We start from the raw sequence: 16,205 nt of genomic DNA on the forward strand, positions 1-16,205 counted from the left end.
GCCTGCTCGTGCCCAGATTTACAGCATGGCCTGGGTCGGCTCATCCCAGCGCTCAAAGACCACACGGTGGTGATTCACGGCGTGGCCGGCCCATTGAACGTCGCCATCGGCGGCCGTATGGCTTGCGTGTGGAGCGCTGGCGGGTTCAAGTGCCAGAGCCGCCTTGTCCGTCAGTACATCCGCAGCACTCAGTGCCGTGTTCTGGGCAGCAGGGGCTTCTTCATTGCTGTCTTGGAACCAGACGTCGACCACATCGAACGCTTGGCCGCTTTGCAGGGTGCCGCTGCCGTGAAGGCCGAAGAAGTTGCCATGCTGGTAGCTGGACCCCTCCAACGCGCTCAGGTTGATGGACTCCACCCCCACCTCAGCCAGGCCTTTGAGTTCTGAGCCTTGGCTGACGCCGTCGTGATCGCTGTCCACCCAGACTTGGACGTTTTGCCACAGGCTGTCTTGGGCATCGAACTTGCCGTCGTGGTTGCTGTCCAACTCGCTGAGTGCGGTAAAACCATTGGCTGCTTTACCACCCGCGGCGGAAGGGGTGTGATCGCCGAACAGTTCAGCACCCGAGGTGATCTGCCCGTCGCCGTTCCGGTCGAGGGCGAGCAGGCCATCTTTGCCATCTGTCCAGCCCACTCGGGTCGTGCGGCCATCGGCATCGAGGTCGAAGTACACACCGTCGGTCTGCCCCACTGTCTGCACGCCATCGCCGTTGAGGTCGAGGACCAACGGAGAGGGTGGGCACCAGTAGTTGCCACTGGTGCCAGTTTTCTCAGCGTCCAGCACCGTGCCTGCAGCATTGACCTCTTCACGCCACAGCGTGAAGGCGATCGAGCTATAGGGAACAGGGTGACCCGGCAGCGTGAACTGCGAGACAAAGACTTGGTCGGTGGGGCTGACCCAGAACAGCCCGTTGGCATCGGGTGTGACGAGTTTTGCCACGCCGGTGGCATCAATGATCGCGACCCGCGCATCCGTGCTGTTGAGGGAGTAGTCGGCAGGCTTGTTCGACAGTGCGATGCGTGTACGCTCGCTGCCATCGGTGTCGCCACTCGCGCCACTCACCGTGAAGGTGTACTTGTCCCAAACGTACCCACCAAGACCGGCTAGGCTGCCATAGCTGGAAGGGGTGGCTCGCACGGAGAGGGTGCCCAAGTCCGCATCTGGCGAGATGTCGATGGCAAGTTTGCCGCCGGTAAAGGGCAGGGTGCCTTGGTCAAAGGCGGTGAACTGCAATTCTGCGTAGTCACTCAGCTTATTGCCCACCCCAGGCGCTGCGTAGGCATCGGTACCAGATTCATTCGCGTCCGGTACAAAACGCAGCTTGCTGGCCTGGATGTCGTCCTTGCTGAACTGCTGGTTCACCGCGACGGCACGCCATGTGCCGTTGTCATTGAACTCCAGCTTGCCGTCAGCAGGCAACTGAGTGATTTGCAGCTTTGTTGCGCCCGGCAGGTTGTCGAGATTGAAGTGGTTCCAGGTCAAGGTGACCGGGTTGTCCTCAGTGCCTTGCGCCGTGTTGCCCTGCAGGTCGTTGTCCATGATGGTGCCCGTTCCTTGGGCGTTGGAACCCGTGGTGGACGTGACCTTCAGCTGCACGGTTTCCAACTTCTCGATGAGCTTGTCGTCGACGGTGGGAACCTTGACCTGATAGCTCGTGGTGCCTGCGGGGACGGAGACCTGCCCTCCCACCACATCGACCCAGCCCTTGCCGAAGTTGACCTGCAGTGGCGTGGTGGTGTCCACACCCGCCGTGCCGCTGCCGCTGAGCACCTGCAGTGTCATGGTGGTCGCTGCGGAGGACGCGGACGTGCCCACGGTGAACACCAAGTCCTGCCCTTCCGTCACGGTGTCGGGCGAGCTGACCGAGGTGACATTGGCGAGGGCTGGGTCCACATTGATGGTCAGCTTCACGGGCTTCTCGGCATAAGCGCCTTGGCCGTCCTTGGGCAGGTAGTAGAAGACATCCTGCTGCGGGGTGGTCAGGCCGGCCGACTTGTCGGCCACATAGGTGTAGGTGCCATCGGCGTTCAGCGTCAGGTGACCGTAGGTGCCTTCAATGCGGTTGCCCACGTTCTCACCGGGGGTGACGCCGGGGTTGTTGTCCACACCGGCGACACGCAGTTGGTCCTCAGGGCCATCGGGGTCGTCGTCATTGGTGAGCACCTGACCGCTGACCTGCGGGAAGGTGGTGGTTTCAGCCGGGGTGCCGGGGTCGGCGGGCAGCAAGACCTGCACACCGGGTTTGACCAGCACCTGAGCGGGCAGGCTGCTGTGGTTGAAGACGTTGTAGCTGACGCCGTCAACCAGCACGGTGCCTGCAGCGGCCCAGTTGCCGGTGTCGCCGCCGTTGTCCACCAAGTGGCTCAGTGTCAGGCTGTTGGTGTTGTCGCCCAGCACCATGACCTGGGTGCGACCATTGACGGTGAAGGCATTGGTTTGGCCCTGTGCCAGCACGTCGTTGACGCTCATGACCAGCGAGTTCTTGCCGCCAGTGCCAAGGTCGAACTTCTCGTAGTTGTTGACGTCTTGGTCCACGCCCGGGGTGCTGGAGTGGTTGCTTAGGTCCAGGCGCATGCCCGTGCCCGTCAGGCGCAGGGTGTCAATGCCATCGCCGCCTTCAATGCTGCCCTTGGCCAGCGCAGCATCCAACGCAGCCTGAGAGGCAAAGCTCAGTACATCGTTGCCGCTGTTATCGACCAGGGACGGTGTGCCCGGCACGATGGAGCCGTCGTCGGTGCCGTAAGACGTACCGTCGCGTGCAGCCTTTTGCCCCAGTTGCACGTAGTACTCCCAGTTTCCGCTCGGTGCGTTTTGGCTGATCTCGATCTTGGTGATCTGGCCCTGGACTTCCATCACTCCTTGCCCGCTCTGGCCGACAAAGCTGTTGTTGGTGATAGCGCCGAGACCGGCCGTTGAACTGTTAGCGACCAAAGAGAGCGTGGGCTGAAAGAGCTGACCGTTGGCATCCCATGCCCGCACCGTCACGGTGCTGTCCGGCCCGAAGAACAGCAAATTGGGGTCGGTGATGGCTTTGTCAAAACTCAGCGTTAAGACGCCCTTGTTGTAGACATATAAGCCGGTGCCTTCACGTCCGTCGGCGCTGCCACCGGGGAAGAGCCCCTGCAAATTGCCCGCGACCTGGTTGTTGCTGGGCATCACACCGAACCACGAATCGTTGGTCACTTGCGACGTGACATTGACCACGCCGTCTGTGGTTTGCAAGCTGCCCTTCGGTTGCGTGCCACCATAGGTGTTGACAGTGGTTGTATAGCCAATGGCCTGCCCCCAATCCGCCCAGTTTTCGACGGACCCATTCGGTGCTTCGATGTTGACAGTGGCCTTGTTAGACCAATCCCCACCATCCATATCCCGGGCATAGAAGTTGTAGGAACCATCCTTGAGCGTGGTGCCGCTGAGGTCTAGGCTCCAGGTGCCATCGGCCTTGACCACGGCGGTGCCCACGGGGTGGGAGGTGCCATTGGCGAAGACTTCAATGGTATGACCGGCACTGGCCGCACCACCCGAGGCCCGGCCATTGATGACCAGCGTTTGGTCACCCGTTTCGCCGCCCAGCGCAATACTGCTGTTGCCCGCTTGCGTGCCGAAGCTGTCGATGCTGGGTGCACCCGAAGCTGCGTCGCGGTAGTCCACCGCTTGGGCCACCGAGGTGGTCAGCACGGTGCCGTCGGTGTTGAGCACGCGAGCGGTGTAGCTCCAGTCGGCGCTGTGCGTGGTGTTGTCCACGGCCGTCCAACGCAGACCATCGCTGCTGACCACGGCATTGATCCACTGGCCCGGGTGGTCCGAGCTGCTGATCTGCACCGTCATGCCAGCCACCAGCAGCGAGCTGAGCTGCCCGAAGACCGCACGGCCCGCATCACCATCGGTGGTGACCCAGGTCTGGCCTGCAGGCACCACCGTGCCGCTGTCTTGGTTCATGGCCAGAATGGTGGCCATGGGCGTCGCAAAGCCACGCACCGTGTTCACATCATCCGTGCCGGTGGGCAGGTAGTTGCCATCAAACAGCGCAGAGTCCTTGGACAGCGGCGACTCATTGCCCGCAGTGTCCGTGACCTTGGCCGTCACCTCAATGGTGGCGCCAGAAGCAGGCAGCGGGAAGGCGTCATTGAAGGTGATCTGCTTGGCGGCCACATCGGCTGCGGTGACCGTCTTGCTGACGCCATTACCCTGGTTGTCGGTGACCTCGACCTTGTCACCGGCACGGATGCTGGCGGGCAGGTCCAGGCGAACGTCTACCCGGGTGGCCGCGCCGATTTCATTGCGGGTGATGGTGCCGTTATTGTCCTTGTCATCCACGATGGTGATGGTCACCGTGGGGGCCGTCAGCGTCATCACCGCACTGTCGCGGGCGGTGTCAGAGACATTGCCTGCTGGGTCGGTGAGCGTGGCGCTGACGGTCAGGGTTTTGCCATCACCGGGGTTGGGGAAGGCGTTGTCCAAGAAGACGCTGCCTGCGGCCACCTCAGCGGCCGTCAGCGGGCGCTGAACGCGGTTACCGTCTTGGTCGGTGACGGTCATGATGTCGCCAACCTTGGCCGTGGCGGGCAAGCCCACCCGCACATCATTGCCACCCGCATTGGTCAACTCAGCCTTGCTGATCTGGCCGTCGTTGTTGGTGTCGGTGACGATGGCCACGGTGGGGTTGCCCGGGCCTGTGGTGTCGACCACGGCTTGGTCACTGCTGCGCGTGCTGAGCGCGCCACCAGCGGTGCGGATATAGCTCTCCACCCGCAGGGTCTGACCCTCGGCGGGGAACTCAAAGGCGTCGGTGAAGGTGATCTGGCGTGCAGCGGCCTCTTCCACCGTCAGCTTGCGGCCAATCAGGTTACCGGCCTGGTCTTCAATAAAGACTTGGTCACCGGCCTTCACACTGGGGTCAAGGTCGACCACGATGTCGGCACGGCCCTGGACTTCACCGCGATTGAGCAAACCGTTGTTGTCCACATCATTGGCGATGGTGACCACCGGGGCGGGGACCGTGGGCGGAGGAGGTGGCGGAGGCGGCGGGCAGTCAATGATGGCGCTGTCAGAGCCCGGGCCCGAGACATTGCCCGCAGGGTCTGTCAGCGTGGCGGTGACTGTGAGCGTGGCATTGTGAGCTGGGGCTGGGAAGGCGTTGTCCAAGGTCACGGACTTGGCGGCGATCTGTGCGGCCGTCAGCGTCACTTCCACCTTGTTGCCCGCTTGGTCGACCACGATGAGCTTGTCACCGGCCTTGGCCGTGTCGGGCAGGTCGATCTTGACATCCACACCGCCAGCGGCGGTCAACTCACCTTGGTTGATGCGGCCATTGTTGTCGCTGTCGGTGGTGATGGTAACGATGGGGTTGCCAGGGGCCGTGGTGTCCACCACAGCAGCGTCAGTGCCCTTCTCAGACAGCACGCCCTCAGCGCTGCGAATCTGCGCGGTCAGCGTCAGCGTCTGGCCTTCTGCGGGCATGGCAAAGCCATCCACAAAGGTCACCTTGCCTGCGGCAATGTCGGCTGCGGTCAGCAGCTTCTCTTGCTTGGCACCGCTCTGGTCGGTCACGATCAGCGTGTCACCGGCCTTGGCGCCCACGGGCAGCGTGACGATGGCGTCAGCCGGGCCGGTCTTCTCGGCCTTGTTGATCAAGCCGTCATTGTTCAAGTCTTCGCCAATCGCCACCACGGGGGCGGGCAGCGCAGGCGGAGGAGGGGGAGGAGGAGGAGGAGGTGGTGTGGTGCCGCAATCCACCGTGACCGACCACTCATTGCTCTGAGCGGTCGCACCATCAACGGCCGTGGCCACGGCCTTGAAGTCATGGCGACCATCACCCAGATCCGTGGTGAGCGTGAAGCTCCAGTTGCCGCTGGCGTCAGCCTTGACCTGGCCGAGCTTGGTCGTGCCGTCATAAATGTCCACCAGCGCATTGGCCTCGGTCTTGCCTTGCAGGGCAGGGCGGCGGTCATCAGTGCGGCCTTCATCGACCACGGTGCCTTGGACGGCGCCCACATCATCACGCACATCGGTGATGGTCACCGACAAGTTGGCAGGCAACACACACAGATGCACCGTGCCCACGGTGACATTGCCCTGCGGGTCCACCACCTCATAGGTGAAGCTGTCGGTGCCGCTGAAGCCTGCGTCGGCCTTGTAGGTCAGCGTGCCATCGGCGGCACGGGTCAGCGTGCCATGCGGTGGGTCACTCAGATTGCGCACGGTCAGCGCACCACCCTCGGGGTCACTGTCATTGGCCAGCAAGACGCTCTCATGGGCAGAGACGGGGTTGGTGCCACGCACACTGGCCCACTCATCGACCACCACCGGGGGCTTGTTGGTGGGGCTGCAAGACTCGACCTTGATGTGCACGGTGCCGGTGGTGAAGCCACCCTGGCCATCGCTGACGGTGTAGGTGAAGCTGTCATCACCGCTGTAGTTGCCGTTGGCCACATACGTCAGGGTGCCATCGGCGGCCTTGGTCAGGGTGCCATGCGAGGGCTTGCCAAACTCGGTGATGCTCAGCGTGCCGCCGTCGCTGTCGCGGTCATTGCCCAGCAGCACAGACTGGTGCGCCGAGACGGGCTGACCGGCCTTGACCGTGATCCACTCGTCCACCACCACCGGCGCTTCATTGGGCAGGGGCACGCCACTGGCACCCTTGGTGCTCAAGGTGCTGCTGGCCTCGGGGTCGGTGACAGCGGCTGCCTGCATGGGGGCTGCCGCAGACTGGAGGGTCTCATCGACCCGGGCCACGCTGGCAGCTGAACTGGTTGCGGTGGTCTGGCCGTCGATAAGCATGCGTGCTTTGACTTTATGGGGCTTGGACAAGGTGGATCTCCTTCGCGTCTTGACGGGGGCTGCTCAAGCAGGTGTAAGCATTGGTTGCAAAAATATTCTAATAATTTAAGTCGCGCTTGATGTGGGTATTCATCACGATTCCCGTGAGTTGCGGAATATTTACAGATTCACCCCTGCTGTTTAAAACTCTCAAACAGTTTAAGTGTGAGTTATTTTTATATCTAAAAAGACATGAATGTCTCAGGCTGTCGTGGCAGGGTGAGGCCCGTCAGAGCGTGCGCTTCCCAGCGCTGGCACCACTCTGGCGTGGCAGGCGGCGGCGTGCTTGTTTAGATACTTTGGACCCCGTGATACGGGCCTAGTGAGTCGGATTTCGTGTTTAATTCGCGCGCTGCCGAAGCTTGATTTTATTGCGCCAAAGAAACTAAAGTTTCTTTGCTCTCGCTATGGCGGAATTTATTTTTAGAGGCTCTCTAGAGTTGAAATAAATATTTCATGCCTGAGTCGCCACGAGGGCTGCTGCGAGCCCCCTAAAAAGAAGCCAGGGTCGGCTGCAACCGAACCCTGGCTGGGATGCGCGGCGCGTGGCGCTTTGCGCAGGCAACTTGATCAAGGCCTCAAGGAACGGCATGATACTGTATAAACATACAGCACCATGAGCACGCCCACCGCCTCCTCTCTCGATGCAGCAGCCTGTGTGGCCGCCCCCTCACCGGCGGTGCGCTTGGCTACGGCCGGGCCATTGCACCCTTTGGTGTGGCGAGCCCGCATAGGCTTGACGGGCGGGCGCGCGGCAGACGACGTCTGGCCCAGCGGCTGGGCCGCCCTGGATGCCGAACTGCCCGGTGGCGGCTGGCCCGGCCGAGCCTTGACGGAGCTGTTACTCCCGGGCCCAGGCTTGGGTGAGTTGCGGCTGCTGGCCCCGCTGCTGGCGCGCCTGAGTGCGCAAGGGCAGGCTCTGCTGTGGGTGCAACCTCCCGCCTTGCTCTCTGCAGCAGGCTTGCTGCAGATGGGCTGTGCACCTGAGCGCTGCGTGGTGGTGCGGCCCGAGCTGGCGCCACCACGGCGCGCCGTGCGCAAGGGGGCGCCGCGCGCCCCTTGGGCCGATCTGTGCTGGGTCTTAGAGCAAGCCTTACGCAGTGGCCAAGCGGGTGCCGTGCTGGCCTGGCTGCCTGCACACCTGCCACAAGAGGCCTTGCGCCGCCTGCAACTGGCCGCCCAGGCCCAGGCAGGGCCTGTCTTTTTGTGGCGGCCTGAGTCCGACGCCGCCCAGGCCAGCCCGGCGCCCTTGCGCCTGCGCCTGCAGGCCGCTGGGCCTGATCTGCTGGCTCTGACGGGTGTTAAGCGGCGGGGACCCAGTTGGACTCAGCCTTTGCTGTTGCCGCTGCCGGCTGTCTTGTCTGCACGTGGCCTGGGCGTGGCCCAAGCTTGGGCGGAGGATGCCGCCGCCACACAGGCGAATGCGCCGCTGTCGGCTCAGCGCTTGCGTCAGCGTGCCACAGGGGCGGCCTTGGGCGTGCTTCCTCGTCGTCATGTGCAAGAAGAGGAGCCATCCGCATGGTTCAAAGCCCCCTAGGGCGAACTAGGGAGCCAGTCGGTTCAATGGGGCATGCACTTCTATAGTGCGCCGATGCGTATCGCTTAACTTCCTGTCGAGGCCACACCATGACATTGACTCATCCGACCCTTTACCGCGGTATGGCGGGGCTGCTTGTCGGAACAAGCCTGATCGTGCTTGGGACCCCTGCGGGTGCAGCCACCGGGGACCCGAGCCGACCATGGGTGGTGGGCCAGCAGACCGTGCCTTTCTTCAATCGCGCCGAGGCCATCAGTGAGGTGGTGTTTGTCGAGACTGGCCGCGACGATGACCGCGATGGCAAGTCAGACCGCATTCGGGTGGAGTTGACCCGCCCCAACACAGCACCGGGTGCCAAGGTGCCCTTGATCATCCACGCCTCCCCGTACTTTGCGCAGCAGCCTCGGCAGGAGTGGGAGACAGACTTCTTCGTGCCCTATGGCTATGCCGTGGCCACGGTGGCTTTGCCGGGCACCGATTTTTCAACCGGCTGCGCCGATGTCGGCGGTACGCGCGAGGTGCAAGGGTCCAAGGCGGTCATCGACTGGGCGAATGGCCGTGCGCGTGGCTTCTATGCCAATGGCACACCGGCTGATGCCACGCTGTGGGGCACGGGCAAGTCGGCTATGATTGGGGTCTCTTGGGACGGCACCATTGCCAATGCGGTGGCCTCCACCGGCGTCGAGGGCCTGAAGACCATTGTTCCGGTGGCGGCCATCTCCAGCTGGTACGACTACACCCGCGGCAATGGCATCCCCTTCTTTGCGGAGCATGTCACTTTCCTGAATGACTATGTCAGCAACTACTTCAGCCAGACCTGCCGCGACCTGACCCCGGTGCTGCAAACCAGCTCGGATGACCCGACCGGTAACTACAACAAGTGGTGGAGCGTGCGGGACTTCCGCATCAACGCCGCCAAGATCAAGGCCAGTGTGTTTGTGGTGCACGGCTTGAATGACGAGAACGTCAAAACCCGGCAGTTCGGCGAGTGGTGGAGCGAGCTGAGCCGCCTGGGCGTGGAGCGCCGCCTGTTCTTGCACCAAGGCGAGCACATTGAGCCCTTCTACGACTTTGGCGCCACCTACTCCACGCCGCTGCTGCAATGGTTTGACTACTACCTGCAAGGCTTGGACAACGGGGTGCCGCAAGAGCCGCAAGCCATCATCCAGCGCGAGAACAAGACATGGTCGACTGATGCGGTGTGGCCGCCTGCAGGCACCACCGACCACATCTTGAAGCTGACATCCCCCTTGGGCCAAGCCGCGGGCCGCTTGAGCGCCAGTGCGGCCGCCCCCAGCTTGGCCGAGCGCTATCTCAGTTTCACCCAGGCGACGGCCTATTCCAGAGACAGCATCGTCGCCAACCCCACCCAAACTCGTGCAGATCGGCTCGTGTTCTTGAGCAATGCCCTGAGCAGCCCGGTGCGCTTGGCAGGCACCGCCACCCTCAGTGTGCGGGTGCAAGTAGACAAGGCTGCGGCGGGTCTTCAGGCCCGCGTGGTGGACTACAGCACGACCGGGTCGGCCTATGTGGTGTCGCGCACCATCGCTGATCTGGGTCATCACAGAGGCTGGGACAAAAAGCGTGAGCTGGTGCCGGGCAAGTGGTACACCCTGACCTGGGAGATCAATGCGGACGACCGGATTTTTGAAGCGGGGCACAACCTGGGGGTGGTGATCAGCGCCGAAAAGCCCAACCCGTTGATCGCCTATGCACCGGTGAAGGTGACGCTGGACACCGAAATGTCCACCATCACCATGCCCTTGTCGGGTGATCTCCGCAGCTTGGCACGCCCGGCTGAGCGCGTGCGCGACATCCGCACCACCACCGTCGGCCCGCGTGAACCGACACGCGATCTGCGCGAGTTTGTGCGCGAGTTTGTGGAGGCCGGTCGCGCCAAGACGCGTTGAACGAGCGGGCCTGACGGGCTCATGGAATACTGTATGAAAATACAGTATTCTGCGCATCTTCGTGTTGAGACTGAGATGCCTTCACCATGCCCGCGCGCACTGCGTTCTTTGCTGCCTTGGCAGCCGCCTGAGTGGCCTTATGCGCTGGATCGGGGTGCATGCCCCTGCGCTGTCGCTGGAGGCTTTTGCGGCCACTTTGGGGGCCGCTGCGCCCCTCACGCCCTTGGCTCTGGTGGCGCAGCACCGCATCTTGGTCGGCAATGCCGTAGCGGCCCAGGCCGGTGTGCAGCCAGGCATGAAGCGAGCCACCGCCCTGGCGCTGGTGCCAGGCATGGTGCTGGGGGCGACTGACGAGGCTCGCGACCAACAAGCGCTGAATGCCCTGGCGCATGCCTTGCTGGCCTTCAGCCCCTCGGTGTGTTGGCAAGCGCCTCACACGGTGCTGGCCGAGGTCCAAGCCAGCCTGCGCTGTTTTGGTGGGGCAGAGGCCTTGTGGCAGCGCATGCAGGCGGCCTTGGCCGTGCTGGGCCACCAGCTGCATTGGGCCGAAGCACCCACCGCCTTGGCGGCGGCCTGGCTGGCCCAGGCGCAGCCGACGCAGGCTCCGCGCCTGTGCCAGCCGCTGCCCAAGGCCCCTTGGACCCGGCATTTAGATGAATTGCCCGTCGGCGTGCTGGGCCTGCCCGGCCCGCTGGCCGAGCGCTGTGTGGCGCTGGGCTTGAACCGCCTGGGCGATCTGCGCGCCCAGCCGCGTGCAGGCCTGGCGCGCCGCCTGGGGCCCGCTTGCTTAAGCCTGTTGGCCCAGGCCTATGGCGAGGCGCCGGACCCGCGCGAGTGGATCAACCCGCCGACCCAGTTCGACAGCAGCCTGGAGCTGCCGTTTCGCACCGAACAGGTGGAGCCCTTGCTGGATGCCGTGGCCGTGCTGCTGCAGCGCTTGGCCGCGTGGGCGCGGGCCCACCAAGCCCGGGTGCAGCGCTTTGAGCTTCGCCTGCAGCACCAAACCCGGCTGCGGGCCAGCTCGCAAGGTGAGGCCGGGCAGCACACCAGCACGCTGGGCCTGGCCTTGGCCGAGCCCAGTGCCGATGTCGCCCATTGGCTGGCCGTGCTGCGCGAGCGCCTGGCCCGCGAGCCCCTGGAGGCCCCGGTGCTGAGCCTGGCCCTGCACTGTGCCGAGCCGGTGTTCACGGCGGCCCCCAGCGGTGAGCTGTTTCCGGAGCTGGCCGGGCCGGACACCCACGGCCTGCTGCGCCTGATCGACCGCTTGCAGGCACGCCTGGGCGCAGAGGCTGTGCACAGCCTGCGGCTGGTACACGACCATCGCCCAGAGTGCGCCACCCGCACCCACCCGGTGCAAGCCATGCCCTCCAACGCCCCCGCCCAGGCCGCGCCCGCAGCCCCCGCAGCGCTGCCGCGCATGACCCGCCCGCTGTGGCTGCTGCCCCAAGCCCAAGCCTTGCCAGAGCGCCAGGGCCGCCCATGGCTGCAAGGCCAACCCTTGCGCCTGCTGGAAGGCCCCGAGCGCATCGAGACCGGCTGGTGGGACGAGCACCTGGCGGTGCGCGACTACTTCATCGCGGGCCTGCCCAATGGCCACCTCTGCTGGGTCTACAAGCCGCGCCTGCCGGCGGCTCAAGGTGCTGAGGGCTGGTTTCTACAAGGCTGGTTTGGGTAGCCACGCAAAAAAGCCTTCTGGCGTCGTTGGCCCGGCTTGCCGTACGGGGTGTACTGTCTACGCCGGGCCGCCTAGCCAGAAGGCTTTTGTGCGCGGCTTTTGTCGGGCATGACATAAAACGAAACACAGCGAAACCGCGCCGAAAGGACATGTCAGGCTCGCCCAGGCACAGTGACACCCATCGCAACAACGTTTTCACCGCTAAGGAGTCACCATGAAGACCTGGATCAAACGCACCCTCATCGCCACCGTCAGCGCAGGTGCCCTCGTGGCCGGTGTGGCCTACAGCCAAGGCGGCTCTCACCACTTTGGCCGCCACGGCCAAATGAGCGAGGCCGACATGGCCCAGATGCGTGAGCGCATGACCGACCGCATCAGCAAAGAGCTGGCCCTGGACGCCACCCAGAAGCAATACCTGGTGGCGCTGGGCACCCAGATGGACGCCCAGCGCAAAGCCATGTCCGGCGGCCAGCCCGGCGCCATGCGCGAGCAGATGCAAGCCCTGATTGCGGGCAACCAGTTTGACGTGGCCAAGGCCCAGACGCTGGTCAACGACAAGACCGAGGCCATCCGCCTGCAAAGCCCGCAAGTCATCAGCGCAGCCGCTACCTTCTTCAACAGCCTCAAGCCCGAGCAGCAACAAAAAGTGCGTGAGTTCATGAACCGTCGCGGCGGTAAGGGCATGATGGGCCACGGGCCAGAAGGCGGCCATCGTGGCCAGGGGGCGAAGGACGCACCGGCGCGTTAAGCCTCTCGCCGCTCTTGTCCCGACCGTGATGCACACTCACGGTCGGTTTCTTCATTAGCCCCTGCCATGCACCGCATCCTGCTGATCGACGACGACGAACACCTGGCACCGCCGCTGACCACCTATTTGAAGCGTTACGACTTCGAGGTGATCCATGCGGATCGGCCCAGCGTGGGGCTGGCACGCCTTGCTGCCGAGCCCTTTGACGCCGTGATCTTGGATGTGATGCTGCCGGAGATGGACGGTTTTGAAGTGCTGCGCGAGATCCGCCGTCAACACAGCACGCCGGTGCTGATGCTGACCGCCCGCGGCGAGCTGACCGACCGGGTGGTGGGCCTGGAGATGGGGGCAGACGACTACCTGCCCAAGCCCTTTGAGCCGCGCGAGTTGGCCGCCCGTCTGACCACGGTGCTGCGCCGCGTCAAGGTGGCCGCTGCGCCCAACCCGGGCGAGGCCGAGGTGCTGCGCTTTGAGGGCCTCCAGATTGATGTGCCGCGCCGCGAGGTGACGCGCCAAGGCGAAGTGCTGGCCCTGACGGGCACCGAGTACGAATTGCTGCTGCTGCTGGCCAAAGAGCCGCGCAAGGTCTTCAGCCGCGACGACATCCTCAGCCGCCTGCGCGGCCATGATGCCGACCTCTACACCCGGGCGGTGGACATCCTTGTCTCACGCCTGCGCAAAAAGCTGGAGCCGCTGGACTGCATCAAGACCCTGCGCAACGCCGGCTATGCCTTTGCGGCGGGGTCTGCCCGATGAGCACCGGCAGCACCCCCGGCACCCCGACATGGCGCGTGCGCTGGCAGCGCTCTTTGGGCCTGAAGCTGGTGGCCCTGTTTGTGGTGCTGGCGGTGGCCATGAGTCTGACCTTCTCGCTGGGCATGCAGCGTGCCTTTGGCGAAGGCTGGCGCGGTGCCATCCGCCCCTTGGTGCGCGACTACATCGACCGCCTGGCCGCCGAGGTGGGCAGCCCGCCCAGCATTGAGCGGGCCCAGGCACTGACCCAGCGCTTGCCCGTGACCCTGCGCATTGAAGGCCCGCTGGTGCAGTGGCAATCGGGGCCGGACTTGGACGAGTTGCCACCGCTGCCGCTGCCTTCTGAGCATCGCCGCCATCGTGCCCATGGCCCAGGCCAGGGCAGTGATGCGCCTGATTATCCCAACCATCCCGGCCCTCGGACCTGGATGGCGCGCCAGACGGCTGATGGCCACACCCTGACCTTTGGTGTCGATGTGCGCTCTTTTGTGCGTCAGCCTCAAAGGGTGGGCTGGATCACGCTGGCGGTGCTGCTCAGCCTCACGGGCTTGGCCTATGCGCTGGTGCGCCGCCTGTTCAAGCCCTTGGACGACATCGCCGCAGGTGTCACCCGCTACGGCCAGGGTGACTTCAGCCAGCCGATACCGGTGCGCCGGGCTGATGAGCTGGGCGAGCTGGCCCAGCGCGTCAACCACATGGCCACGGACTTGAGCGGCATGTTGGATGCCAAGCGAGCCTTGCTCTTGGCCATCAGCCATGAGCTGCGCTCACCGCTGACCCGGGCGCGCTTGAATGCCGAGTTGGTGGAAGAGGGCGCCTCGCGCGACGCGCTGCTGCGCGACCTGGGCGAGATGCGCGACCTCATCACCGACCTGCTGGAAAGCGAGCGCCTGGCGCAGCGCCACCAAGCCTTGAACCTGGAGCCCATCGATTGGCCCACGCTGCTGCAACAGGCGGTGCAGGCCTGTGCCACGCCAGATACCGTACACCTGAGCCTCAGCGGTGATGCGCCGGCGTGGCAGGGCGACCGCACGCGCTTGGCCCTGCTGCTGCGCAATCTGATCGACAACGCCCTGCGCCACGGCGCTGGGGCGCCTGTGGAGGTGCATGCCGCTTGGTCGGCCCAGGCGCTGACCGTGACCGTGCGCGACCACGGCCCCGGCGTGACGCCTGAGCAACTGGCCCATCTGGCCGAACCCTTCTACCGCACCGACGCGGCTCGTGGCCGCGCCACCGGCGGCGTGGGCCTAGGGCTGCACCTCTGCCGCTTGGTGGCCGAGGCTCATGGCGGCACGCTGCAGTTTGCTCAGGCTGAGCCTGGCCTCAAGGTCATCGTCACGCTGCCGCTGAGTGGGCCGCAAACCGCTGATCACGCCAGCGCATGATCGGGCGCTCCACCAGGGCGCTCAGCGCTGCGGCGGCGCCCAAGCTGGCCAGCGTCACCAGCACAAAGGTGGGCCAGGGCGCGAGTCCTTGTTCGGCCAGCCGTGGGGCCAAGAGGTGGCCCACGGCTTTGTGCACCAGATAGAGCGTGTAGGACCACCCGGCCAAAGTGGCCGCCCCCGGCACTGTGAAGCGGTGCAGCGCAGACTCAGGGTGCAAAGCCAGCACCAGCCATAGCGCAAAGCTCCAGGCCACCCAGGTGTAGCCCCAGATGGTCATCACCGCGCCATAACCCTGGCCCTCAACGACATAGTGCGTCAGCAGCGCCCAACACAGCAGGGCGGAGTTGGCCAGGGCCAGCGCCGTCAACTCGCGGCGCTTGCTCATCAGCCAGGCCCAAGCGGCAGGGCGGCTGATCTGCAAGCCCGCCACCGCCACTCCCGCCAACAATTCGTCAAAGCGGCACAGGGTGTTGTAGTAGATGGCGGCGTAGTAGGCCATGGGCTTGTCACCCACCTGCGGCCACCACCAGGCCCGCGCGCCGACCCCCAAGGCGATAAACGCCGCCCCCAAGGCCCAAGCCTTGGCACCCCGCCAGCCCCAGCGGTGGGCCGCCAGCACCACCAGCGGCAGCAGCAAGTAGAACTGCTCTTCAATGCACAGCGACCAAGCGTGCGAGAACGCGGTGCCGGGCTGCAGCCCCAGGTTTTGGGTGAAGGTCAGAAAGCGCCACAAGTCGGGTGGCGTGCGGCCGCCCATCTCGGCGGGCCATAGAAAGTAGGCGGCCAGCACCACCCAAAACGCCGGCCAGGTGCGCAGCGCACGGCGGGCATAGAAGCGGCCCAATTCAAACGGCTGGCCGGTGTGGAGCGGCCCCAAGATCTGCTTGCCGATGAGGTAGCCACTGAGCACAAAGAACAAATCCACGCCAATCCAGCCCACCTCGGCCAGCGGCCCCAGTTCCAAGCGGCCGTCGGCGAACAAGGGGTAGTGGTAGAGATAGACCAGCGCAATGGCCAGTGCGCGCAGGGTGTCCAGCCCCCGCAGGTGCGAGGAGCTCGTGGCAAGAAGGATGGGCATTGAGCGGCGGGCGACAGGGAGGCCCGCGAGAAAACACTCAGTGGCCTAAGATCATCACATCGAAAAGGTTGTTCTTCAGGTCCGTCCAGAGATAACGGTCTGAATCATTGGCCGGTGGAGTCAGCTTTTTGGCTTCAGTATGCCATTGTGGTGGCGTTGCGGTGGTCTTGTTCGGGGTCAGCATCACCCAGAGGGAGCTGGCTGTCAAGCCCCGGGAGATCATTCACACGTTTTGTGAAGAGCTTGGGGTGTGAGGCGTGCCATTTTTTCAGGGCCTCGATGGGGGTCTGGTGGTTGAGG

General features: G+C 64.4%; 8 protein-coding genes. 6 read left to right on the plus strand and 2 right to left on the minus strand.

Annotated elements, in window-relative coordinates; all coding sequences use genetic code 11:
* Positions 1-18: 18 nt before the first annotated feature.
* Complete coding sequence (locus ACIQ3Q_RS16400) at positions 19-6,810, minus strand: Ig-like domain-containing protein (protein ID WP_396270254.1); 6,792 nt, start codon at positions 6,808-6,810, stop codon at positions 19-21.
* Positions 6,811-7,435: 625 nt separating this feature from the next.
* Here ACIQ3Q_RS16400 and imuA point away from each other — a divergent pair.
* The 6 genes from imuA (at position 7,436) to ACIQ3Q_RS16430 (ending at position 14,827) form a co-directional block, all read left to right on the plus strand.
* On the plus strand, positions 7,436-8,356 hold the full coding sequence (gene imuA, locus ACIQ3Q_RS16405; RefSeq protein ID WP_396270255.1) for a translesion DNA synthesis-associated protein ImuA: 921 nt from the start codon (positions 7,436-7,438) through the stop codon (positions 8,354-8,356).
* 89 nt (positions 8,357-8,445) lie between these two features.
* Positions 8,446-10,266, plus strand: a complete 1,821-nt coding sequence (locus ACIQ3Q_RS16410) for a CocE/NonD family hydrolase (RefSeq protein ID WP_396270256.1) — start codon at positions 8,446-8,448, stop codon at positions 10,264-10,266.
* Positions 10,267-10,405: 139 nt separating this feature from the next.
* Complete coding sequence (locus ACIQ3Q_RS16415) at positions 10,406-11,941, plus strand: Y-family DNA polymerase (protein WP_396270258.1); 1,536 nt, start codon at positions 10,406-10,408, stop codon at positions 11,939-11,941.
* A 214-nt stretch (positions 11,942-12,155) separates the two neighbouring features.
* Positions 12,156-12,689 (plus strand): Spy/CpxP family protein refolding chaperone, encoded by a 534-nt coding sequence (locus ACIQ3Q_RS16420; protein ID WP_396270259.1) that lies wholly within the window; start codon positions 12,156-12,158, stop codon positions 12,687-12,689.
* Positions 12,690-12,755: 66 nt separating this feature from the next.
* Positions 12,756-13,445 carry a response regulator transcription factor gene (locus ACIQ3Q_RS16425; protein WP_396270260.1) on the plus strand — a complete coding sequence of 230 codons (690 nt, stop codon included), beginning with the start codon at positions 12,756-12,758 and terminating at the stop codon, positions 13,443-13,445.
* Positions 13,442-14,827 carry a sensor histidine kinase gene (locus tag ACIQ3Q_RS16430; RefSeq protein ID WP_396270261.1) on the plus strand — a complete coding sequence of 462 codons (1,386 nt, stop codon included), beginning with the start codon at positions 13,442-13,444 and terminating at the stop codon, positions 14,825-14,827. Before ACIQ3Q_RS16425 ends, ACIQ3Q_RS16430 begins: the two co-directional genes overlap by 4 nt.
* Here the strand turns inward: ACIQ3Q_RS16430 and ACIQ3Q_RS16435 are convergent.
* Positions 14,778-15,905: an acyltransferase family protein gene (locus ACIQ3Q_RS16435; protein ID WP_396270262.1), complete on the minus strand. Its 1,128-nt coding sequence runs from the start codon at positions 15,903-15,905 to the stop codon at positions 14,778-14,780. The genes ACIQ3Q_RS16430 and ACIQ3Q_RS16435 overlap by 50 nt on opposite strands.
* Positions 15,906-16,205: the final 300 nt, after the last annotated feature.

The organism is Ideonella sp., from assembly GCF_044358605.1.
Classification (GTDB): domain Bacteria; phylum Pseudomonadota; class Gammaproteobacteria; order Burkholderiales; family Burkholderiaceae_C; genus Ideonella.

Excerpts from the sequence above, each read along its gene's own strand:
- imuA (WP_396270255.1), top strand. The coding sequence starts at position 7,436 with ATGAGCACGCCCACCGCCTCCTCTCTCGATGCAGCAGCCTGTGTGGCC.
- ACIQ3Q_RS16410 (WP_396270256.1), top strand. The coding sequence starts at position 8,446 with ATGACATTGACTCATCCGACCCTTTACCGCGGTATGGCGGGGCTGCTT.
- ACIQ3Q_RS16415 (WP_396270258.1), top strand. The coding sequence starts at position 10,406 with ATGCGCTGGATCGGGGTGCATGCCCCTGCGCTGTCGCTGGAGGCTTTT.
- ACIQ3Q_RS16420 (WP_396270259.1), top strand. The coding sequence starts at position 12,156 with ATGAAGACCTGGATCAAACGCACCCTCATCGCCACCGTCAGCGCAGGT.
- ACIQ3Q_RS16425 (WP_396270260.1), top strand. The coding sequence starts at position 12,756 with ATGCACCGCATCCTGCTGATCGACGACGACGAACACCTGGCACCGCCG.
- ACIQ3Q_RS16430 (WP_396270261.1), top strand. The coding sequence starts at position 13,442 with ATGAGCACCGGCAGCACCCCCGGCACCCCGACATGGCGCGTGCGCTGG.
- ACIQ3Q_RS16435 (WP_396270262.1), bottom strand. The coding sequence starts at position 15,905 with ATGCCCATCCTTCTTGCCACGAGCTCCTCGCACCTGCGGGGGCTGGAC.